This is a genomic window from Bradyrhizobium sp. SBR1B, from assembly GCF_014198205.1.
In the GTDB taxonomy this organism is placed as follows: domain Bacteria; phylum Pseudomonadota; class Alphaproteobacteria; order Rhizobiales; family Xanthobacteraceae; genus Bradyrhizobium.
Map to the genome: position 1 here is coordinate 1 of NZ_JACIHC010000005.1, position 19,981 is coordinate 19,981.

The 19,981-nt window shown below is 65.4% G+C and carries 17 protein-coding genes and 1 pseudogene; 6 read left to right on the forward strand and 12 right to left on the reverse strand.

All coding sequences use genetic code 11. The annotated features are described in order from the left end of the window. Positions 1-267: 267 nt before the first annotated feature. The 5 genes from GGD61_RS14695 to GGD61_RS14715 all read right to left on the reverse strand — a co-directional run bounded on the left by GGD61_RS14695 (position 268) and on the right by GGD61_RS14715 (position 6,237). Positions 268-1,014: an OmpW family protein gene (locus GGD61_RS14695; protein ID WP_092254143.1), complete on the reverse strand. Its 747-nt coding sequence runs from the start codon at positions 1,012-1,014 to the stop codon at positions 268-270. Positions 1,015-1,202: 188 nt separating this feature from the next. After that, positions 1,203-1,472 (reverse strand): hypothetical protein, encoded by a 270-nt coding sequence (locus GGD61_RS14700; RefSeq protein ID WP_092254141.1) that lies wholly within the window; start codon positions 1,470-1,472, stop codon positions 1,203-1,205. A 146-nt stretch (positions 1,473-1,618) separates the two neighbouring features. Next, complete coding sequence (locus tag GGD61_RS14705) at positions 1,619-3,529, reverse strand: propionyl-CoA synthetase (RefSeq protein ID WP_092254139.1); 1,911 nt, start codon at positions 3,527-3,529, stop codon at positions 1,619-1,621. A gap of 373 nt (positions 3,530-3,902) precedes the next feature. Beyond that, positions 3,903-5,288: a tetratricopeptide repeat protein gene (locus tag GGD61_RS14710; protein ID WP_183230851.1), complete on the reverse strand. Its 1,386-nt coding sequence runs from the start codon at positions 5,286-5,288 to the stop codon at positions 3,903-3,905. Positions 5,289-5,472: 184 nt separating this feature from the next. Further along, positions 5,473-6,237, reverse strand: a complete 765-nt coding sequence (locus GGD61_RS14715; RefSeq protein WP_183230852.1) for a tetratricopeptide repeat protein — start codon at positions 6,235-6,237, stop codon at positions 5,473-5,475. 116 nt (positions 6,238-6,353) lie between these two features. Here GGD61_RS14715 and GGD61_RS14720 point away from each other — a divergent pair, with 116 nt between their 5' ends. Together GGD61_RS14720 and GGD61_RS14725 are read left to right on the forward strand one after the other, a co-directional pair. After that, positions 6,354-7,931 (forward strand): sodium:proton antiporter, encoded by a 1,578-nt coding sequence (locus GGD61_RS14720; RefSeq protein ID WP_092254132.1) that lies wholly within the window; start codon positions 6,354-6,356, stop codon positions 7,929-7,931. 83 nt (positions 7,932-8,014) lie between these two features. Continuing rightward, entirely contained in the window at positions 8,015-8,785 is a 771-nt protein-coding gene (locus GGD61_RS14725; protein WP_092254130.1) for a hypothetical protein, read from the forward strand. A gap of 177 nt (positions 8,786-8,962) precedes the next feature. On the opposite strand, the gene GGD61_RS14730 is transcribed toward GGD61_RS14725, so the two are convergent. The 5 genes from GGD61_RS14730 to GGD61_RS14750 form a co-directional block, all read right to left on the reverse strand. Beyond that, the gene (locus GGD61_RS14730; protein ID WP_092254128.1) at positions 8,963-9,769 is read right to left on the reverse strand and encodes an SDR family NAD(P)-dependent oxidoreductase; all 807 of its coding nucleotides are present in this window, start codon (positions 9,767-9,769) and stop codon (positions 8,963-8,965) included. Between the two features lie 92 nt (positions 9,770-9,861). Continuing rightward, a complete protein-coding gene (locus GGD61_RS14735) occupies positions 9,862-10,275 on the reverse strand; it encodes a DUF1850 domain-containing protein (protein ID WP_092254126.1) in 414 nt (137 codons plus the stop codon). Then, a complete protein-coding gene (locus tag GGD61_RS14740; protein ID WP_092254123.1) occupies positions 10,236-12,356 on the reverse strand; it encodes a TRAP transporter permease in 2,121 nt (706 codons plus the stop codon). Before GGD61_RS14740 ends, GGD61_RS14735 begins: the two co-directional genes overlap by 40 nt. A gap of 156 nt (positions 12,357-12,512) precedes the next feature. Beyond that, on the reverse strand, positions 12,513-13,460 hold the full coding sequence (locus GGD61_RS14745; protein WP_018321299.1) for a TAXI family TRAP transporter solute-binding subunit: 948 nt from the start codon (positions 13,458-13,460) through the stop codon (positions 12,513-12,515). Between the two features lie 178 nt (positions 13,461-13,638). After that, complete coding sequence (locus GGD61_RS14750) at positions 13,639-14,118, reverse strand: hypothetical protein (protein ID WP_177237020.1); 480 nt, start codon at positions 14,116-14,118, stop codon at positions 13,639-13,641. 194 nt (positions 14,119-14,312) lie between these two features. Here GGD61_RS14750 and GGD61_RS14755 point away from each other — a divergent pair, with 194 nt between their 5' ends. Further along, positions 14,313-14,630 (forward strand): hypothetical protein, encoded by a 318-nt coding sequence (locus tag GGD61_RS14755; RefSeq protein WP_026202526.1) that lies wholly within the window; start codon positions 14,313-14,315, stop codon positions 14,628-14,630. A gap of 171 nt (positions 14,631-14,801) precedes the next feature. On the opposite strand, the gene GGD61_RS14760 is transcribed toward GGD61_RS14755, so the two are convergent. Then, the gene (locus tag GGD61_RS14760; RefSeq protein WP_018321297.1) at positions 14,802-16,031 is read right to left on the reverse strand and encodes a hypothetical protein; all 1,230 of its coding nucleotides are present in this window, start codon (positions 16,029-16,031) and stop codon (positions 14,802-14,804) included. A 56-nt stretch (positions 16,032-16,087) separates the two neighbouring features. Further along, positions 16,088-16,714 carry a CoA pyrophosphatase gene (locus GGD61_RS14765; protein ID WP_092254121.1) on the reverse strand — a complete coding sequence of 209 codons (627 nt, stop codon included), beginning with the start codon at positions 16,712-16,714 and terminating at the stop codon, positions 16,088-16,090. Between the two features lie 56 nt (positions 16,715-16,770). On the opposite strand from GGD61_RS14765, the pseudogene GGD61_RS14770 reads away from it, so the two are divergent. The 3 genes and pseudogenes from GGD61_RS14770 to GGD61_RS14780 all read left to right on the forward strand — a co-directional run bounded on the left by GGD61_RS14770 (position 16,771) and on the right by GGD61_RS14780 (position 19,878). Next, positions 16,771-17,225: pseudogene (locus tag GGD61_RS14770) on the forward strand (PaaI family thioesterase). Positions 17,226-17,538: 313 nt separating this feature from the next. Continuing rightward, a complete protein-coding gene (locus GGD61_RS14775; protein ID WP_092254117.1) occupies positions 17,539-18,549 on the forward strand; it encodes an aldo/keto reductase in 1,011 nt (336 codons plus the stop codon). A gap of 15 nt (positions 18,550-18,564) precedes the next feature. After that, complete coding sequence (locus GGD61_RS14780) at positions 18,565-19,878, forward strand: tetratricopeptide repeat protein (RefSeq protein WP_092254115.1); 1,314 nt, start codon at positions 18,565-18,567, stop codon at positions 19,876-19,878. The last annotated feature ends 103 nt before the right edge of the window (positions 19,879-19,981 follow it).

The window sequence follows — 19,981 nt, forward strand, 5'->3', positions numbered from 1 at the left end:
CGGCTGTCCTGTCCGCTTCACCGCCATCGTCATTCCCCCAAGGCTTTGCCCTAGGGAATCACAACTGGCGGATTACGCAACAGGCCCCTTGTGGGGGAGGGTTAGGGAGAGGGGTATCCCACGGGGACACCCTCGATCAGCTCAAGAGCATCGCGCGCAAGTCTCTCGCACCTTTTCCTGGACCACCCCTCTCCCCCGCCCTCCCCCACAAGGGGGGAGGGAGTGCAGGGTCGGCTGCGGCCACAGCTTGTCTCCAAGCAACGCCCCTCAGAACTTGTACGTCACGCCCGCGCCGACCAGCCACGGATCGATATGCGCGGTGCCGGTGACCGGCAGGCCGGAGACGGTGGCGCTGTAATCCGGACGCAGCCAGAGCTTCTTGACGTCGACGTTGAGACCCCAGTGCCGGTCGATCATGTAGTCGAAGCCGAACTGCACGGCGCCGCCGAAGGCGTTGCTGACGTGCAAATTGGTGGTGGTGGCGACGATCGCGGGCGGACCGGCGATTGCGGCAGGCGTGTTGGCCGCGGAATTGTTGAAGAACACGGTGTAGTTCACGCCGGCGCCGACATACGGCTTGAACGCGCCGAACTGGTCGAAGTGATATTGCAGCGTCAGCGTCGGCGGCAGCAGCGTGGTCTTGCCGATCGGCAGGTTGGCGAGCGAGCCGGTGCCGCTGATCGAGTGCCGGGTCACGCCGAGGATCAGTTCGGCCGCAATGTTCCTGGTGAAGAAGTAGCTGATGTCGAGCTCAGGGACGACCTGGTCGCTGATCGAAAGGCCGGAATTCGGCGAGGACAGCGAGGGCACACCCACCACGTTGACGGTCGAGCCGCCGGCATCCGGCAACACGCCGAGCACGCGCAGACGCACCATCCACGGATTGAACGCCTCCACCGGCGGCGGCGCCTTCTTGTAGACCGGCAGATCGGCAGCCTGCACCGATGCAAACGTGCCCGCGAGCATCGCGCCAACCGTCGCAAGCCGCGCCAGGTTTCTTGTCGTTCTCTGCATTGCAATCCCCTTCAGCCTTCACTCGCGCGTCGTTGCGCGACATGAGCGTCAGAACAGAAAGGGGGCGCTGAAGGATTTGACTTCGATCAATTCAGCCAGAGGCCGCCCCGATTTGGCCGCGGCGTTGCAGATCTGTCACGGAAGTCACGAATGCGGGGTGCGCGGCGCGGCAGGATAATGCCGCCCCCTCAGGGCCGCTCGGGATGGTTCAACATGTATTCGCCGAGGTCGCGCTGGCGGCGATCGGCACGGGCGGTGGCGGCGTTGCGCTGCACGTCGCGATCCTTGCGGCAGGCCACGTATTCCGGCGAGCCCTGCGCATTGCCCCGGCTCAGGCAGACCGCATCGTCATCGTCGCCGCCCACCGCCACCGGCGTCTGGTAGCGCGCGGAGCAGGCGGAGAGAGCGATGGCGAGAGCTAAGGCTGCAAGCAGGCGCGGCGCGGCGGCGAGTGGCATACGAGGTCCCCTGTTGGCCGGCCCTGTTTAGCGCGGAATGAGGAGATTGTAAGTCGGCAACACCGTCATTCCGGGGCGGTCCGCAGGACCGGAATCTCGAGATCCCGGGTTCGGTCCTGCGGACCGCCCCGGGATGACGCTTCGCGTCACACCCGCCCCTTCAGCGCCTCCCCGATCTCGTCGAGCGTCTTGGGATCCTCGATCGTCGCCGGCATGGTCCAGGACTCGCCGTCGGCGATCTTCTTGATGGTGCCGCGCAGAATCTTGCCGGAGCGCGTCTTGGGCAGGCGGCCGACGGTGATGGCGAGCTTGAAGGCGGCGACCGGTCCGAGCTTGTCGCGCACCAGCGCGACGATCTCCTTCTCGATCTCGGCGGGCGCACGCTTCACGCCGGCCTTGAGCACCAGGAAGCCACACGGCACCTCGCCCTTGATCGCGTCCTTGACGCCGAGCACGGCACATTCGGCAACATCGGGATGCGAGGCCAGGATCTCCTCCATACCGCCGGTGGAGAGCCGATGGCCGGCGACGTTGATGATGTCGTCGGTGCGGCCCATGACGAAGACATAGCCGTCCTCGTCCTTGTAGCCGGCGTCGGAAGTTTTGTAATAGCCGGGGAATTCGCTGAGATAAGCCTCCCTGAAGCGCGCATCCTGATTCCACAGGGTCGGCAGGCAGCCCGGCGGCATCGGCAGCTTGATGACGATCGAGCCCATGATGTTGGGCCCGACCGGCTTTGCCGCCTCGTCGACCACGTCGACCTGGTAGCCCGGCATCGGCACCGTCGGTGAGCCGTGCTTCACCGGCAGCATGCCGAGCCCGACCGGATTGCCGGCGATGCACCAGCCGGTCTCGGTCTGCCACCAATGGTCGATCACCGGCACCTTCAGCTGCTGCTCCGCCCATTCGACCGTCGGCGGATCGGCACGCTCGCCGGCGAGGAACAGGGTGCGGAATTTCGACAGGTCGTATTGCCGGATGAACTTTCCTTCCGGATCATCTTTCCGGATCGCGCGGAACGCGGTCGGCGCGGTGAAGAACGCGACCGCCTTGTGCTCCGAGATCACGCGCCAGAACGCGCCGGCGTCGGGCGTGCCGACCGGCTTGCCCTCATACATGATGGTCGTCGCGCCGTGCAGCAGCGGGCCGTAGACGATGTAGCTGTGGCCGACCACCCAGCCGATGTCGGAGCCGCACCACCACACCTCGCCCGGCTTGACGCCATAGAGGTTGAACATCGACCATTTCACCGCGACGAGATGGCCGCCATTGTCGCGCACGACGCCCTTCGGGATGCCAGTCGTTCCCGAGGTGTAGAGGATGTAGAGCGGATCGGTCGCGGCAACAGCCGCGCATGCGGCCTTCTTGCCGTCGTTCATCGCCTTGCGGCGCAGGCTCGCCCAATCGTAGTCCCGCCCCGGGGTCAGGTCGCAAGTGAGCTGCGGACGTTGCAGCACGATGCAGGCCTTCGGCTTGCTGCCGGCAAGCCTGATCGCCTCGTCAAGCAGCGGCTTGTACTGCACGATGCGGCCGGGCTCGATGCCGCAGCTTGCGGAGAGGATGAGTTTCGGCTGCGCGTCGTCGATGCGGGTCGCAAGCTCCTTCGCGGCAAAGCCGCCGAACACCACCGAGTGCACCGCACCGATCCGCGCGCAGGCGAGCATCGCGACCACGGCCTCCGGCACCATCGGCATATAAAGGATGACGCGATCGCCCTTGGCGACGCCGAAATCCTGCATGATGGCGGCGAGCGCCTGCACCTCGTTCAGCAGTTCGGCATAGGTGAATTTGGTGACGCTGCCCGCCAGCGGGGAATCGTGGATCAGCGCGACCTGGTCGGCGCGGCCGCCTTCGACATGGCGGTCGAGCGCGTTGTAGCAGGTATTGACGACGCCCCCCGTGAACCAGCGGCCATAGGTTCCCTGCGAGGGGTCGAAGATCGATTTGGGCGGCTCGATCCAGTCGATCTCCTTCGCCGCCTCGGCCCAGAAGCCTTCGGGGTCTGCCAGCGAGCGGGCATGGACCTCGTGGTAATTGCTCTTGCCCTGGATGTTCATTCCCGCGCTCCCGTTACCTTTATCAGCCTGACCTTGAACCTTGCGGCCGGACGGTCGCCCCGCCATGACCCGGATCAAGTGCCGGCCTTGTTTGAGAGGTATTTTCCCGGGAACGGGCCGCGGTTCAAGCTGAAAAGGATGGGCCTTTTGGTGGAGACGCAATTGCTGCCGCATCGGCGCTGCGCTCCCTCTCCCGCTTGCGGGGGAGGGCTGGGGTGGGGGTGCCCCCGCGTCGGGATTGCCCGAGGCTTTAGCAGGAAGTCTCCAAGAGGAGAAAGCCCTCACCCGCCGCGCTCTTCGATCGCGGCGACCTCTCCCGCAAGCGGGAGAGGTGAGCGAGCCAGCCGCGCGACTTCGGCTTCTTCAACGCTCCTCAGCTCTCCATCGCGTTCAGCTTCTGCAACCGCTCCTGCATGACCTTCCTCAGATCATAGCCCGGCCGGCCGAAGCTGGCGTTACGGAGGCTAAGGAAATCGCGCTGGGTCTTGCGCAGCTCGCCGGCCGAGCGCTTGCCCGCCGATTTCAGCACGCGCTCGTAGGTCTCGGCGATCTGGCGGTCGAGCACGCCCAGCTGCGGATCGGCGCAGATCACCTTCTCGACCTCGCGCCTGGCCGTCGCGCATGCGAAGGACGGACCATTGCCGGACGCCGCATTCAGCGCCCGCGGCGGCTCACCGCCGAATTTCGCGATCTCCGCGATCATGCTGCGGCGGCCGTTGGCAGCATTCTCGTTACCGGGATCGAGCTTGAGCGCCGTCTCGTAATCGGCCAGCGCCTTCGTGCGCTCGCCCATCTTCTTGTAGAGCACGGCGCGGTTGTTGTAGGTCTGCGCGAAATTCGGATCGAGCTTCAGCGCAGCGTCGTAGTCGCTGAGCGCCGCTCCCAACTCACCCTTGAACTGATAGGAATCGCCACGGTTGGTGAAGAAGTTCGGCCGGGGCGCCAGGCGCAGCGCCTGGTCGTAATCGGCGATCGCCTTGTCGTACTCTTTCATGGCGGCATAGGTGAGCCCGCGATTGTCAAAATATTCGGGCACCTTCGGATCGAGCCTGATCGCCTCGCCGTCGTCGGCCACTGCCTTGTCGAGCTGGCCGAACTTCTTGTATGCCGCGCCGCGGTTGGTGTAGGTGCGCGGACGGTTGAGATCGAGCCGCAGCGCCTCGCTGAGATCCTTGATCGCCTTCTCGTTGTCGCCGCCGAGATAGTAGTTCACGCCGCGGTCGGACCATGCCTGTGCATCATCCGGCTTCAGCTTGATCGCCTGGTCGTAATCGGCGAGCGCACGGTCAAGCCTGCGCTGGGTGGTGTATACGACACCGCGCAGCTCGTAAGCCTCCGCATCCTGCGGATCGAGCTCGATCGCCTTGCTCAGATCCGCCGCCGCGCGGTTGAGATCGCCGCCGGCCTCGCGCAAGAGGTCGCCGCGCAGGCGCCAGGCCCTTGCATTCTTGCCGTCGATTGCGATGGCGCGGTCGATGTCCCGCAGGGCTTGGGTGAGGCCGCCCGAAGTCCGCGCATTGGCGTCGGCACGAACCAGCAGCGCCGCGGCGCGGTCGGACGCGGGGCTTGCGCTCTGGTCGATGATGACGGTGCAGGCCGGGATCAGCTCCGCGGGAGCAGCCTTGCTGCCCATCACGCAATCGGTGCCCGCCGAGGCAGGGGCTGCAAGGACGAGGCTCATCGCCGCCCCGAGAAGAAGGGCGCGAAGCGAGGTTTTGGCAAGCGAAGGCGCTTGCGCGGAAGAATGCGTGCCGCACATGGCATAGGGCTCCGTGGCGTCGGGTTCTCACCGTTGTCGCGGCAGAAAGAGGGTGGGTTCAAATCGGGCCTGTCAGGGACGCACGGGCCCGTGTACTCCCTCGCCCCGTTCTTACGGGAGAGGGCGGGGTGAGGGTGACGCAAATTCCGGCCTCTCCCCGCACGCGGGGAGAGGCGAAGAATCGTCAATGCCCGTCCACGCCATTCAGTCGCTGCAGTCGCTCCTGCATCGCCTTCTTCAGATCGTATCCTGGCCGGCCGTACCCTGCATTGCGGCGGGCGATAAACTCGTCCTGCTCGCGCTGGAGGTTCTTTGCTTCCGCCGGATTGCGCGCCTCCCGGATCACCCGGGCATTGGAGGCAAAGATCTCGCGGTCGAGATCGGCGAGCTCGCGGTTGCCGCAGATCGCCTTCTCCACGGCACGGGCCGCACGCCTGCAATTGAAGCTGGGCTTGCCGGCGACCGCCATCTGCGCGCCGATCCGCTCCAGCTCGCGCGCCATCGCCTTGTGATTGGCCTTGGCCTTCTCGTGGTTCGGGTCGAGCTTCAGCGCCGCGCCGAAATCCTGCACCGCCTTGGGCTTGTCGCCCCTCTTCAGCCAGAGCTCGCCGCGCGCATTCCAGATGTCCGCGAGCCCGGGGTCGAGCAAAAGGGCGCGGCTGTCGTCGGCGATGGCGCGGTCGACCTGATCGTGCCGCGCATAGAGCGCCGCGCGCGCGATCAGTGCCTTGATCAGATCGCCCTTCGCCGTCTTCTCATTGTCGATCACGGCGGCACAGGCCGTGACGGCCTTGTCCATGTCGTCCGCCGCGGTCGCCGCGAGGCATGAGGCGACATCGACCTGTATCACCGCAGCCGGCTCACCGCCGGTCGCAGCCCGGGCGGCATGGAGCGACAGCGCGCAAAACAATACGGCACCTGACGATTGAATGAGTTTTCGAAAACGCATGCTCGTTGCTGTCGGACGTCTGCTTTCGGTCTTGCCTTGAGCCTTGCCTTAAGTCTTGCCTTAAGTCTTGCCTCGCGGCCGTACTATCCGTCATACGGCCGGATTGGTGCTAGCTTGTGGCGCCGCTCAAACCGGCTTCGGGGATCATCGTGTCGACATTCGAATGGATCATCGCGCTTCTGCTCGGCGCCGTTGCCTTATCGGCGCTGGCACGGCGGATCAAGGTCCCCTACCCGACCTTTCTCGCCATCGGCGGCGCGCTGATCGCCTTCGTGCCGTCCAGCCCGTCCTGGACACTGGAGCCGGACCTGGCCTTGGCGCTTTTTGTCGCACCGGTGCTGCTCGATGCCGCCTTCGACACCTCGCTGCGCGATCTGCGCAACAATTGGGTTCCGGTCTCGACCCTGGTCGTCGCCGCGGTCGGCCTGACCACGGCCGGCGTCGCCTTCGTCGCGCACCGGCTGATGCCCGATATGCCGTGGGCCGCCGCGGTCGCGCTCGGCGCCATCGTGGCACCGCCCGATGCGGCCGCTGCGGTCGCGATCCTGAGCCAGGTCAAGCTGCCCCACCGCATGGTGAAAGTCCTGGAGGGCGAAAGCCTGCTCAACGACGCGAGTGCGCTTCTGATCTACCGCATCGCGGTCGGTGCCATCGCCACCGAGCATCTGACATGGAGCCAGGTCGCGCCGACGATGGCGCTGGCACTGGTCGGCAGCGTCGTCGCCGGCCTGCTCGCGGGCTACATCATCCCGCTGCTCCTGGAGCGGGTCAAGGAAGCACCGAGCGCGATCATCGTGCAGTTCGCCACAACCTTCATGGTCTGGATCGCCGCGGAGCATCTCGGCCTGTCCGGCATTCTCACCATCGTCGTCTACGCCATCACCATGGCGCGTACGGCGGGGGCGCGCATGCCGGCACGTTTGCGGGTGCCGTCTTATGCGGTGTGGGAAACCATGGTGTTCGTGCTCAACGTGCTCGCCTTCATGCTGATCGGCATGCAGATGCGGCCGATCTGGACGCGGCTCGATGCGGACGTGCGCTGGGAATATTGCGTGGCCGCGGCCTGGATCCTGCTGACGGTGATCCTGGTGCGCCTCGCCTGGGTGACGTTCTATCGCACGACCTTGCGTGTGCTGGTCGCGCAGGGGATCTATCATCCGAACGACCCCAGGGCCGTCGCCTCGCCCAAAGGCGGCCTCATCATCTCCTGGTGCGGCATGCGCGGCCTCGTCACGCTTGCCACAGCTTTCGCCTTGCCGGAGAACTTCCCGTATCGCGACTTCATCGTCTTCATCGCCTTTGCGGTGGTGCTGGGATCGCTGGTGATCCAGGGCCTGACGCTGCGGCCGCTGATCCTGGCGTTCGGCCTCAGGGACGACGATCCCGTCGGCACCGAGGTCGCGCGCGCTCGCGCCGTCGCCTATCGCGCCGCGCTCGATGCGATCGAGAGCGATCCCTCGGAGGAGGCGGAGATCCTGCGGCTCGAATATCGCGCCATCCTGATGCAGGCCGGGAGCGATCCCAACGGCGGCATCGCCAATGGCGAGCTGCCCGCCGATCCCCTGCGCCGCCGCGCCATCGCGGCCGCGCGCAAATCGATCTTCGACCTCCGCGCCACCGAAGTGATCGGCGACGATGCCTTCCACCGGCTCGAAGAGGAGCTCGATCGCGCAGAATTGAGCGCGGGGGGATGATTCTCTCGGCTGTCGTCCCGGGCTCGCGCCCCGGGACGACAGCGGGGTTTGAACCAAACCCCACCTTCCCAGACTCATTCCTGATGACGACTCTGACCGACGACCGTCGTGTACGCGCGCGAGATGCGTCGCCTGCGCGATATTTTTATCTGCATATGGCCCTGGCCTGCGCGGCCACCGCATTTCTCGGCTTCGCACCGACCTATTGGGTTCCGCTCGCCAACCGGACGCTGTCCGCAAGCCCCGTCATTCACTTTCACGGACTGTTGTTCTTCACCTGGTCTGTCTATTTCGTGCTTCAGACCTGGCTCGCGGCCTCGGGGCGCGTGGTCAATCACCGTTCACTCGGCATCGCCGGCGTGTCGCTCGCCACCGCGATGACGATCTTCGGCTTCCTCGCCTCCGTGCACGTGATGCAGCACTCCGCCGCGCTCGGGCAGAAAGAGGCCGGCATCGGCTTCTCGATCGTGCCGATGAGCGGGATTGCGTTCTTCGCCATCGTGTTCGTGCTGGGGATCGTGAACACGCGCAGGCCCGAGATTCACAAGCGCCTGATGCTGCTCGCCGCGGTCTCGATCCTCGATGCCGCGATCGCGCGCTGGTTCCTGACGTTCCTGGCGCCTCCGGGACCGCCCGGCCCGCCGCCGGTGCCGGTGACGATCGCGCCGGCCGTCGTCGCATCGCTTCTGCTCGTCGTCGCCATGGTGCGCGACTGGCGCAGCGAAGGCCGCGTGCATCCGGTCTACATCTACGGCACACTGGCCCTGCTGGCGGTGAAGGTCCTGAACTGGCCGATCAGCGAGAGCGCCGCGTGGCATTCGTTCGCCGGCGGAATTCTGGCACTGGCGCAGTAGGCGCTTTAGCCGCAACATCCATGTAACCCCGTCACCCTGAGGTGGCCGCTTCTTCAGCGGCCCTCGAAGGGCGACGGCCCGGCTGCAGCGGGGCCGCTCATCCTTCGAGGCTCCCGGCGCGATGCTTTTGCATCGCGCCACTCGCACCTCAGGATGACGGGGCTAGCCGGAATAAAATCACGCCCCCGCCTTGCACGTGATCCCGCCATCGACCACGAGCTCGATCCCCGTCACATATTTCGACTCGTCGGACGCCAGGAACAGCGCGGCGTTGGCGACGTCGAAGGCATCGCCCATGTGACCCATCGGCACCTGCGCATCGCGCGCGCGCCACATCGCCTCGACATCGCCCTTGGCGTAGCTGGCGGCAAGGCCGGCAGAGTGTTCGACCATCGGCGTCTTCATCAGGCCGGGCAGGATCGCGTTGACGCGGACATGCTGGCGCGCGAACTCGATCGCGGTGGTGCGCGTCATCTGGTTCATCGCCGCCTTCGAGGTGCCGTAGGTGACGTAGGAGATGCCCATGTGGCGGATCGAGGCGATCGAGGAGATGTTGATGATGGAGCCGCCGCCCTGCTTCACCATGACAGGGATGACATGCTTCATGGCGAAATAGGCGCTCTTGAGGTTGACGCTGAAGACGCGGTCCCAGCTCTCCTCGGTCACCTCGACCACGCTGCCCATCTCGGCGATGCCGACATTGTTGTCGAGCACGTCGATGCGGCTATAGGCCTTCAGGCACGCCGCCACCATCGCCTCGATCTCGGCAGACCGGGACACGTCGGCCGTGAACGCCGTCGCCTTGCCGCCTTCGCCGGTGATGATCTTCGCGGTCTCCTCCGCGGCAGCACCGTTGCGGTCGACGCAGAACACCTGCGCGCCCTCGCGCGCAAAGGTCACGGCGGTCGCCTTGCCGTTGCCCCAGCCGGGTCCGATCGAGCCGGCGCCCACCACCATCGCAACCTTGCCCTTGAGCCGATCCATCGTGTGTCTCCTTGTTGTTCTTGTTGTAGCCCGGATGGAGCGTAAGCGAAATCCGGGGCCACTGTCCCGGATTGCGCTGCGCTCCATCCGGGCTACGGATCGTTGCAAATCTTCATCGTGGTGACGTTAGCACCAATGGGATGCCCGACAATCTCCGACAGCGTCTGGCATTGCCCATCATGGCACAGCCGCCATTCGCCGGCCGCGCCCGAATTGCCGAGCACGACTTCCTGCATCGGTGCCTGCGCGGGCTGCCACTGAAACCAGCCGTCGACCAGCCGCGCCTCGGGCGGTGGCTCCATGCCGGGGCCGGTGCCCTTGACGCGGGCCTGCACCAGTTCGAGACCGGCGGGGGTGACGCGCCAATCCTCCTGCCAGTCGACTTTCGCGATCGAATGCGTCCATGCAAGCGTGAAGGCGGACAGCGCCAGCGCCTTCACGCCGAAAGCCGTTGCGAAGCAGAGGCTCACGCCGCCTCGACCGTCACAGGCGGGCGCTGCCGCCATTGCCACAGCACGACCCCCGCGGCGAGCACGAAGCCGGCGGTGTCGCTGAACGCGAATTCGCCGAGCAGGCAGAATGCAGCGCCGAGTGCGACCAGGCGCTCGATCAACGTCAGCCGCGTGAACAGGAAGCCGATCGCCACCATGCCGAACAGGCCGATCGCCACCAATGCCTTCAGGCTCGCTAGCGCCACCGCGCCGTAGAAGCCGAGCTTCGCCGCCATGGGGTCGCCGGCCTGGAGCATCAGGGCTGGCGAGTAGACGAAGATGAACGGAATGACATAGCCGGCGAGCGCGATGCGCATCGCCTCCCAGCCGATCTTGTCCGGGTTCTCCTTGGCGATCGGCGCCGCCGCGAGCGCGGCGAGCGCCACCGGCGGCGAGAGGTCGGCCATGATGCCGTAATAGAACGCGAACATGTGGCTCGCGATCAAGGGCACCCCCAGCTTGGCCAGCGCCGGCGCGGCGAGCGCGGCGGTGATGATGTAGGTCGGGATGGTCGGGATGCCGGTGCCGAGCAGGATCGACAGCAGCATGGTCATGATCAGCGCCAGGAACAGGCTCTTCTCGCCGAGACCGATCACCCAGCCGCCGAAGATGGTGCCGACGCCGGTCTGCGACATCATGCCGATGATGACGCCGACGATGGCGCAGGCCATGCCGACGGTGATCGCGGATTTGGCGCTCTCGGCCAGCGCATCGCGGCAGGCGCGCAACGCCGCAAAGCCGCCGCGCACGAAGGCGGTGATCACGATCAATCCGACCACGACGCTGGCGACCGGCACGATCTTGAGGCCGTCACGCGAGAGCGCGGCGACGACGAGCGCAAGGCCGATCCAGAAGATGGTGCGGATCACATTCGAGGAGGCGCCGGTGGTGATGGCGGTGCCGAGGATCAACGCCACCGTCAGCGCGAGGCCCATGCTGCCGGCATAGAGCGGCGTAAAACCCTCGAACAGCATGTAGACGAGCGCGGCGAGCGGCAGCACGAGGTACCAGCGCGTCACCAGCGCCCTCCAGGCGCTCGGGATCTCCGAGCGCTTCATGCCGACGAGGCCGTGCTTGCCGGCCTCCAGATGCACCATCCAGAACGCGGAAGCGAAATAGAGGATCGCGGGAATCGCGGCCGCCTTGACGATCTCGGAGTATTGCACGCCGAGCGTCTCGGCCATGATGAAGGCGACCGCGCCCATCACCGGCGGCATGATCTGCCCGCCCATCGAGGCCGTGGCCTCGACGCCGGCGGCGAAGGCGCGGCGATAGCCGAACCGGATCATCAAGGGAATCGTGAACTGGCCGACGGTCACGACATTGGCGACGCCCGAGCCGGAGATCGTACCCATCATGCCCGAGGCGAACACCGCGACTTTCGCAGGTCCCCCGCGGGTGCGGCCGAACAGGCCGAGCGAGACGTCGGTGAACAGCTGGATCATGCCGGCGCGCTCCAGGAACGAACCGAACAATATGAACAGGAAGATGTAGGTCGCCGACACGTAGATCGGCACGCCGTAGAAGCCTTCGGTGCCGAACGACAGATGCGTGATGATCTGGTCGAAGTCGTAGCCGCGATGATTGAGCGGCGACGGCAGGTACTGGCCGAAGAACCAGTAGACGAGGCACGCGCCGCACATCAACGGCAGCGCCGCGCCCATCAGGCGCCGCGTGCCCTCGAAGATCAGCACCGCCAGCACCGTGCCGACCACGAGATCAAGCCGCGTCGGGTCGCCGTCGCGCGCGATCAAATCGGCGTAGAAGATCCACTGGTAGAGCCCGCACAGGAAGCCGGCGCCGCCGATCACCCAGCCGAGCGCGCGGCCGGCGTTGCTCTTCGCGGTGAAATTGGCGATCAGGCCGAAGGTGAGCAGGACGAGGAAGCCGACATGGACGCCGCGCACCACCTGGCTCGGCAGATAGTTGAAGGCGGCGACATAGAGCTGGAAGGTGGCGAAAGCGATGCCGATCCAGTAGGCGAGTTGTCCCCACCAGCGAGGGCCGAAACCTTCCGGGAAACCGTGCTCGAAATTGTCGAACTCAACCTTGACCTTGTCGGGCTCCGGCGCCGTGCCCTCTGCCTTTTCCAGCATCTTATTCGTCCTCAGCCCTGTGGCTTATAACATCGAGGCATTGCTCACCACACCGTCATGGCCGGGCTTGTCCCGGCCATCCACGTCTTACGGTGTCTCCAAGAACGTGGATGCCCGGGACAAGCCCGGGCATGACGTTCGCGGATAGAGCGCGTCTTACTTGATCAGCCCTTTTTCCTTGTAATAGCGGATCGCGCCGGGGTGCAGCGGAACCGGGCTGCCGCTGGCCGCGGTCTCGAGCTTGATCTCCTTGCCGGCCGCGTGCGCATTCTGCAGTTCCGGCAGCGATTCGAAGACCAGCTTGGTCATCTGATAGGCGAGATCGTCCGATACGGCGGAGCTCGTGACGAGATAGTTGATCACGGCCGCCGTCGGCACGTCCTTGTCCTGGCCGGTATAAGTGTTGGCCGGAATGATCGCGGAGACGAAGGGCGGGCCGATCTTGTCGACGGTCTCCTTCGGCACCGAAACCACCGTGATCGGGCTCGAGGTCGACAGATCCTTCAGCGAGGCGACGCCGAGGCCGGCCGATTGCAGCGTGGCGTTGAGCTGGCGGTTCTTCATGAGGTCGACGGATTCGGCGAACGGCAGATATTCGACCTTGCCGAGATCCTTGTAGCTCATGCCGGCGGCGGCCAGGATCGCACGCGAATTCAGCTCGGTGCCCGACTTAGGCGCACCGACAGAGAGGCTCTTGCCCTTGAGGTCGGCCAGCGTCTTGATGCCGGACTCGGTGGTCGCGACGATCTGGATGTAGTTCGGATAGATCGCGCCGATGGTCCTGAGCTTGTCGAGCTTGGTCTTGAAGCCCGCCTCTTCCTCGCCGTCCCAGGCGGCCTTGAGCGAATCGCCGAGCGTGAACGCCAGCTCGCCGCGGCCCTGCTGCAGCAGGATCAAATTCTCGACCGACGCCTTGGTGGCCTGCACCTGCGTCTTCACGTTCGGAATCTTGTCGCCGTAGATCTTCCCGATCGCGACCCCGAGCGGATAATAGACGCCGGAGGTGCCGCCGGTCAGCACGTTGATGAAGGATTGCGCCTGCGCGCAAGGTGCCGACGCCGCCAGAGCAAGAGCCGCGGCCGCGCCGAAAATGGTCCGTTTCATGGTTGTTGTTCTCCCCAAACCGGCGGCGAAATTGGCCGGATGAGGGATGCGGGTCAACCCATCCAAAAGACAAAACAGGACTGCGGTAAACGGCCGATCCGGCTGGGTTTTTGGGAACCTGTGGGTGCGGCGAGGTGGCGCAGCCGTAGTCCGGAGCGGCGCCATCGCCATCGACGTTTCACTGGAACGTCATGTCCAGGCACTTGGAGATGTCGGAACCGAGGCCGGAGGAGATGATGATGCAGCCGCGCACCTTCTGCGCGCTGACATCGGCCGCCCACACCGAATAGCCGCCGGGGCCGAAGAACGAGTTGGTGTTCGGCGGCTCGGTCTCGGTCGCGTCGAAATCATACTTCCCATCGGTCTCGAAGATGCGCGGCTTCTTGATGCAGCCGCCGTCGGTCTGGACGTTGATGACCTCCTTGTTGTCGCGGGTCAGCGCCAGCGAGACCTGGCAGCGGAAATATTCCGAGGTCTTGGTGTTGAACAGATAGGTGTAGGACTTGCAGGTCGCCGTGTTCAGCTTGCCCGGGGCAAGGCCGCGGCTGCACGAAATGCGCTGGTTGTGGCTGAGCTGGTAATCATCGGCCCGGGCTGCCGGCGCCAACGCCGTCAACGACAATACAGCAGCCCAGCAAAGTTTAATCACATGGCGCATCCGAATCATCCCCACCAATAATTTTGTCGAGTTGCGTTCTAGACGGAAAGCGGAACATAGTCGCGAGGGGACGAAGGGAAAATCACAAACTGCTGGGCAAGACGTGATGCGCTGCGGCGCTTTCGCAAATTGACCCGGATACGCCGTTCGTGATTTGTTCAAGCCGGGTACCCCAGCGACGGGGAGGATGGATGATGGCATTTTCAACCAAGACATTTGCACTTGTTTCGGCTGCACTCGTAACGGTGCTCGGCGCATTCGCCGCGCCCGCATGCGCACAAACCCCGGCGACGCCGTGGGAGCTCAAGCCCGACACCGGCTACGCCTATGACAGGGAAGGCAAGACCTTTTCCTACAAGATGGGCACCAGCAACGCCGGCGAGCTCTTGAAGGGCGCCAAGAAAGTCCCGAAGGGCACGCTGTTCTTCATCGGCCACAACGGCCAGCTCTACATGCGCAGCGGCCCCTATCTGGAAGGCGACGGCAAGTTCAAGTTCGGCCCGGATCAGTAGGAGCGGCGGCTCTCGCCACGAACGAAGCTGCCGTAGGGTGGGCAAAGGCGCGTAGCGCCGTGCCCACCATCTCTCCCTATCGCAAAAGGTGCGTGGCAACGCTTCCGCCGCCGCTCTTCGAGCTATGGCGGACAGGTCGCTTTGCCCACCCTGCGGCAGCTCGCCAGCTCCCTAAAACGCCCCCGCCAATTCCCTTGCGCCGGGTTTGCTGCTGTTCGAATCCATCCGATCGTCCGTCACCGCCAGCAGCTTGGCCACCGTGTTGTGGCGGATCGCGACCGGGTTGCGCTCGTAGCCGCCGCGCTGGAAGAAGTTCGAGGTCGGCACCTGCTCGCGCATCGCCTGCGGCATCGTCACCATGTCGAGCCCGGTGCCGTCTCCGGTGAGGTTCATCATCTCGAGCTCGGCCGCCGTCAGCGGACGGGTGTAGCCCTTGGCGCGGGCGAACAGCACCGAGGTCAGCAGCTTGTGGGTCTGCAGCATCGGACCGACGTCGATGTCGAGCACCATCGCGTGCATGGCCCAGCCCTGCGCGGTGTTGCCGATCTTCTCGTGCTCCGACCAGGTATCGGGCACCGACTTCGCATGCGCCACCATTTTCTTCAGCACGACGAGCTTGTGCTCGAGCGACTGGCGCGCCGGTCCCGACGTGCGCGCCACCTTCTCGGAGAGCGCGCGAATGAGTTCGTGGCCCTGCTCGGCCAGCAGCTCGACGCTGTTGGTGGTCAGGAGCTGGTTGTAGCCCATCGCGGTCGAGATCGCGCGCTTGCCGCCATGCTCGATTCCCGCCTGCACGTCGTGGCTGCCGGTACCGCCGGTCTCGAACGAATAGACCCGCACGGCCTGCTCGCGCGTCAGCCCGGAGGCGAGCGCATAGCGCGCATAGGCGCGCTTGAATTCGATCTCGCTCGCCGGGCGCTGCGGTGTGAACTGGTAGAGCTCCTGCGCCGCGCGCAGGAAATCGGCAACCACGGGAATCGGTTTTCTGGGGGGGCGGTCCGGCGTTTCCTCCGGCTCCGGATTCACCGGCTTCTTCGGCCCGTTATAGAGTGGCGGATGCTCCAGCACGTAGTCGTCGAGCGTCACCTGCTGCCCGCTGCGCCGCTTGGCATTGCGGCCTTTCCGCTTCTCGGAGATTTGGCTCCAATAGGCGCCAGCCTCGGCGTCGAAGGCCGCGCGCGCCGCCTGATATTCTGCGAGCTTGCGGCGATATTCGAGCACCGCCGGGGACGCGCCGCCTTGCGCGAAGAATTGCGACAGCAACTGGGCGTTGGCATCGCGGACGGCAGGCGGCAGCGCGTCGATCTCGCCGCCACGCGCGGCGGGCGCGAGCAGGACGAGTGCGAGTGGAACCAGCGCAAGGCAATTTCGAGAGAGGCTGTTTCGAATCGAATGATGCATGCTGCCCTCTTAGCAGGCATCCGGTAACCGTCACGTTAACGCGCCGTTTACCATCGTCACTTCCAGGCGAACACCGGTTGTTCCAGCTCCGCCACGCGGGTGTGCCGGCCCGCAAGCACCTCGCGGAACTGGTAGATCAGGGCCGCGGTCGGCGCGTGGATCAGGCTTTCCTGATGATGGAAACGGATCACGCGGCGCGCGCTTTCGGGGATGGCGACGAAATCGAAGGCGTCGTCGCGCTCGATGGTGTCGAGCGCAATGCGATGGACCGAAGCCACCTCGTCCGGGTTCGGCCTGATCGCGGCACTATCGGCCGCCCACACCACCACCGGCGTGATCAGATACCCGGAACGGGTCGGATAATCGTCGAGCAGACCGAGCACCGCGTCGGCCGAAAGTTTTAGCGCGAGCTCCTCGTCGAGCTCGCGCAGCGCCGCCTCGACCGGCGTCTCGCCGACATCGCAGCGTCCGCCCGGCAGCGCCCATTGGCCGCGATGGGCGCGCAGATGCGATGCGCGCAGCGTGAGCAGGAATGCGGTGTCATCGCCCTCGCTCGCGGTCAGCACAACTGACACCGCGGCACGCTTCAGCGTCGTCGGCACTTCACCCGCCGGCAGCCGCATGAAGGCCGCGCAGGCATTCGCGATATTCCGCCGTGTGGCATCATCGAACGGTCTCATGATGCTTGACTACACCACGTCAGGCCTCGATGAAACGAGATCGCAAGGCCCGCACCTGAATGGACGACGACATGACCAACAAGGCCGCCGCAAGGCTCAAATCAGACGGCTGGAGCATCCTGGAGACCACGGGCTTCCTGCATCTGATCGGCCCCTTGTGGGAGCGCAAGGTCGACGGCCACTACGAGTTCGCGCTTGCCACGAGTTCGCGCTTGCCACCGAAGACAAGCACCACAACCGCCGCGGCATGGTTCAGGGTGGCGTGATGATGACCTTTGCCGACCGCACCTGCGGCATGACCGCCCGCTATATCTCAGGCAAAGAGTTTATGGCGACGGTGCAGCTTGACACCCACTTCGTCGAGGCCGGCCAGATCGGCGACATCCTGATCTCCCGCCCGCGCGTGGTGCGCTCGACGCGCAGCCTGATCTTCATGAGCACGGAAGTGACGGTGGATGGTCGCTGCATCGTGATGGCGAATGGCGTGTTCAAAATCTTGAAGGGGCCGGGGTAGCGCGCCGTCGGGCTGCCCCCGCAGCCCACCACACACTCCGCCGTCATCGCCCGGCTTGACCGGGCGACCCAGTACGCCGCAGCCTCTCGGCTCAACCATAGCCGTCTCTGGAATACTGGATCGCCCGATCAAGTCGGGCGATGACAGTTGTGAGGATGGCGGGCAGTTTCCGCCACGCGTCATTGCGACGAGCTCTTGCGACGAAGCAATCCAGCATCTATCCGCGGACGCATCTCTGGATTGCTTCGCTGCGCTCGCAATGACGACTGTAGCTGGCTATGCTGATCTCCATAAAGATATCGAGGACCCGCCCATGCAATACCGTCAGCTCGGCCGCAGCGGCCTGAAAGTGTCGCCGATCTGTCTGGGCACCATGATGTTCGGTGGCCCCACCGATGAAGCCACGTCAAAGCGGATCATCGACAAAGCGCATGGCGCCGGCATCAACTTCATCGACACCGCCGACGCTTACTCGAAGGGCGGCTCCGAGGAGGTGGTCGGCCGCGCGATCGCGGGCAACCGTCACGCCTGGGTGCTCGCCACCAAACTCGCCAACCCCATGGGCGACGATCCCAACCGCAGCGGGCTGTCACGGCGCTGGGTGCTGCAGGCCGTAGACGAAAGCTTAGCGCGGCTCGGCACCGACCACATCGACATCTACTATCTGCACAAGGAAGACCATTCGACACCGCTGGAAGAGACGGTGCGCGCGATGGGCGATTTGATCCGCGTCGGCAAGGTGCGCTATTTCGGCGTCTCGAACTACCGCGCCTGGCGGGTCGCCGAGATCTGCAACATCTGCGACCGTCTCGGCATCGACCGTCCCGCGGTGAGCCAGCCCTATTACAATGCGATGAATCGCATGCCCGAGGTCGAGCACTTTCCGGCCTGCTCCTATTACGGTCTCGGCATCGTGCCCTACAGCCCGCTGGCGCGAGGCGTGCTCACCGGCAAGTACAAGCCGGATGCAGCGCCCGACAAGGAGACGCGCGCCGGCCGCAACGACACCCGCATGATGCAGACCGAATGGCGGCCGGAATCGCTCCAGCTCGCGCAGGAGATCAAGACTCACGCCGAGAAAAAGGGCATTACCGCCGGCCAGTTCGCGGTTGCCTGGGTGCTCAACTCCGCCTTCGTCTCCTCGATCGTCGCAGGTCCCCGCACCGAGGCGCAATGGGATGGCTACATCAGCGCGCTCGACTACCGCTTCACTGGGGATGACGAGGCGCTGATCGACCGGCTGGTCGTGCCGGGCCACCCCTCGACGCCGGGCTACAACGATCCCGCCTACCCCATCGAAGGCCGCCGCGCGCGGACGGCGTGAAACCGGGAGACGACGATGGCGCTCGAAGACCGCTACGGCCTGCCGCTCTCCACCACATCCGATGCGGCTGCATCCGCCTATCGCGAAGGCGTCGATCTCATGCTCGCGGGCTGGACCGGCATGGCGGAGATGCTGGAGCGCGCGATTGCGACTGATCCGGATTTCGCGCTTCCCCATATCGCCCGCGCCCGCGTGCACGCGTTCTACCAGCAGGGCGATCTGGCCCGGCAAAAGGCGGCGCTTGCGCGCGAGCTGGTCGCCAAGCGCGGCACAGAGCGCGAGCGCTCGCATGTCGAGACGCTGGCGCTGGCGATCGAGGGCCGGCTGCCGGAGGCGATCGTGTCGACGCTGAGGCATATCGAGAGCTGGCCGCGCGATGCATTGGTGCTGTCGCTGCCGCTCGGCGCGTTCGGCCTGTTCGCCTTCTCCGGCATAGCCGACCACGACCGCGCGCGGCATGAGCTGTGCGAGCCGCTTGCGCAGCATTATGGCGAGGATTGGTGGTTCCTGACCATGGCCGGCTGGGCGATGACCGAGAACGGCGACGTCGCACGCGGTCGCGCCATGACCGAGCGCGGCTTCAATTTACGCCGTCAGAATGCCCACGCCGCACACGCGGTGCTGCATGCAATGTTCGAGGACGGCTCGATCGAGGCGGCCGACCGCCTCGTCGACGACTGGATCCCCTCTTACGACCGCGCCGGAATTCTGCACGGCCATATCAGCTGGCACCAGGCGCTCGGCGCGCTCGAGCATGGCGATGCGGCTCGCGCGCTCGCGATCTATGCCGACGTGCTTCAGCCATCAGTCACGCAGGCGCCGCCGCTCAACGTCATCACCGATGCCGCCTCGCTGCTGTGGCGCCTGTCGGCTTACGGCCATTCCGTGCCGAGGGAGCTGTGGCTCGACGCCGACGCCAGCGCGCAAAAGCTGTTTCCGAAGTCGAGCCTGTCTTTCGCCGACATCCACATGGCGCTGTTCGCGGCAGCGACGCAGAATCACGCGGCGCTCACCACGCGCCTTGCGGCCATCGAGCAGCGCCTCGCCGAGGGCAAGCTGCCGGCCGGCCCCGTGGTGCCGGCGATCTTCCGCGCGCTGGCGGCCTTTGCGGATGAGGATTACGCCTCATGCGCGCAAACGCTGGCGCCGGTCCTCGGCGAGGTCGTACGGATCGGCGGCAGCCATGCCCAGCGCGAGCTGGTCGAGGACACCTACATCGTCGCCCTGATGCGCAGCGGCGAGCTGGCCCGCGCCCGCGCCGTGCTGGATGCCCGCCTGCACCGCCGACCTTCGCTTCGCGATGCGCGCTGGCAGGCGGCAATGGCCTGAGTTCCGCCACGAAAAAAACACCGGCCTGACGGCAAGTGCCTGCGGGACGGTTTGGGCGATGTGGACGCCGTCGGGGGTGGCGCGGTGGTATTCCAGGCGGGAC

Coding starts and splice junctions, on each gene's coding strand:
- GGD61_RS14725 (WP_092254130.1), top strand. CDS start 8,015: ATGACGACTCTGACCGACGACCGTCGTGTACGCGCGCGAGATGCGTCG.
- GGD61_RS14750 (WP_177237020.1), bottom strand. CDS start 14,118: ATGCGCCATGTGATTAAACTTTGCTGGGCTGCTGTATTGTCGTTGACG.
- GGD61_RS14695 (WP_092254143.1), bottom strand. CDS start 1,014: ATGCAGAGAACGACAAGAAACCTGGCGCGGCTTGCGACGGTTGGCGCG.
- GGD61_RS14740 (WP_092254123.1), bottom strand. CDS start 12,356: ATGCTGGAAAAGGCAGAGGGCACGGCGCCGGAGCCCGACAAGGTCAAG.
- GGD61_RS14715 (WP_183230852.1), bottom strand. CDS start 6,237: ATGCGTTTTCGAAAACTCATTCAATCGTCAGGTGCCGTATTGTTTTGC.
- GGD61_RS14705 (WP_092254139.1), bottom strand. CDS start 3,529: ATGAACATCCAGGGCAAGAGCAATTACCACGAGGTCCATGCCCGCTCG.
- GGD61_RS14760 (WP_018321297.1), bottom strand. CDS start 16,031: ATGCATCATTCGATTCGAAACAGCCTCTCTCGAAATTGCCTTGCGCTG.
- GGD61_RS14745 (WP_018321299.1), bottom strand. CDS start 13,460: ATGAAACGGACCATTTTCGGCGCGGCCGCGGCTCTTGCTCTGGCGGCG.
- GGD61_RS14780 (WP_092254115.1), top strand. CDS start 18,565: ATGGCGCTCGAAGACCGCTACGGCCTGCCGCTCTCCACCACATCCGAT.
- GGD61_RS14710 (WP_183230851.1), bottom strand. CDS start 5,288: ATGTGCGGCACGCATTCTTCCGCGCAAGCGCCTTCGCTTGCCAAAACC.
- GGD61_RS14775 (WP_092254117.1), top strand. CDS start 17,539: ATGCAATACCGTCAGCTCGGCCGCAGCGGCCTGAAAGTGTCGCCGATC.
- GGD61_RS14755 (WP_026202526.1), top strand. CDS start 14,313: ATGGCATTTTCAACCAAGACATTTGCACTTGTTTCGGCTGCACTCGTA.
- GGD61_RS14735 (WP_092254126.1), bottom strand. CDS start 10,275: ATGGCGGCAGCGCCCGCCTGTGACGGTCGAGGCGGCGTGAGCCTCTGC.
- GGD61_RS14700 (WP_092254141.1), bottom strand. CDS start 1,472: ATGCCACTCGCCGCCGCGCCGCGCCTGCTTGCAGCCTTAGCTCTCGCC.
- GGD61_RS14730 (WP_092254128.1), bottom strand. CDS start 9,769: ATGGATCGGCTCAAGGGCAAGGTTGCGATGGTGGTGGGCGCCGGCTCG.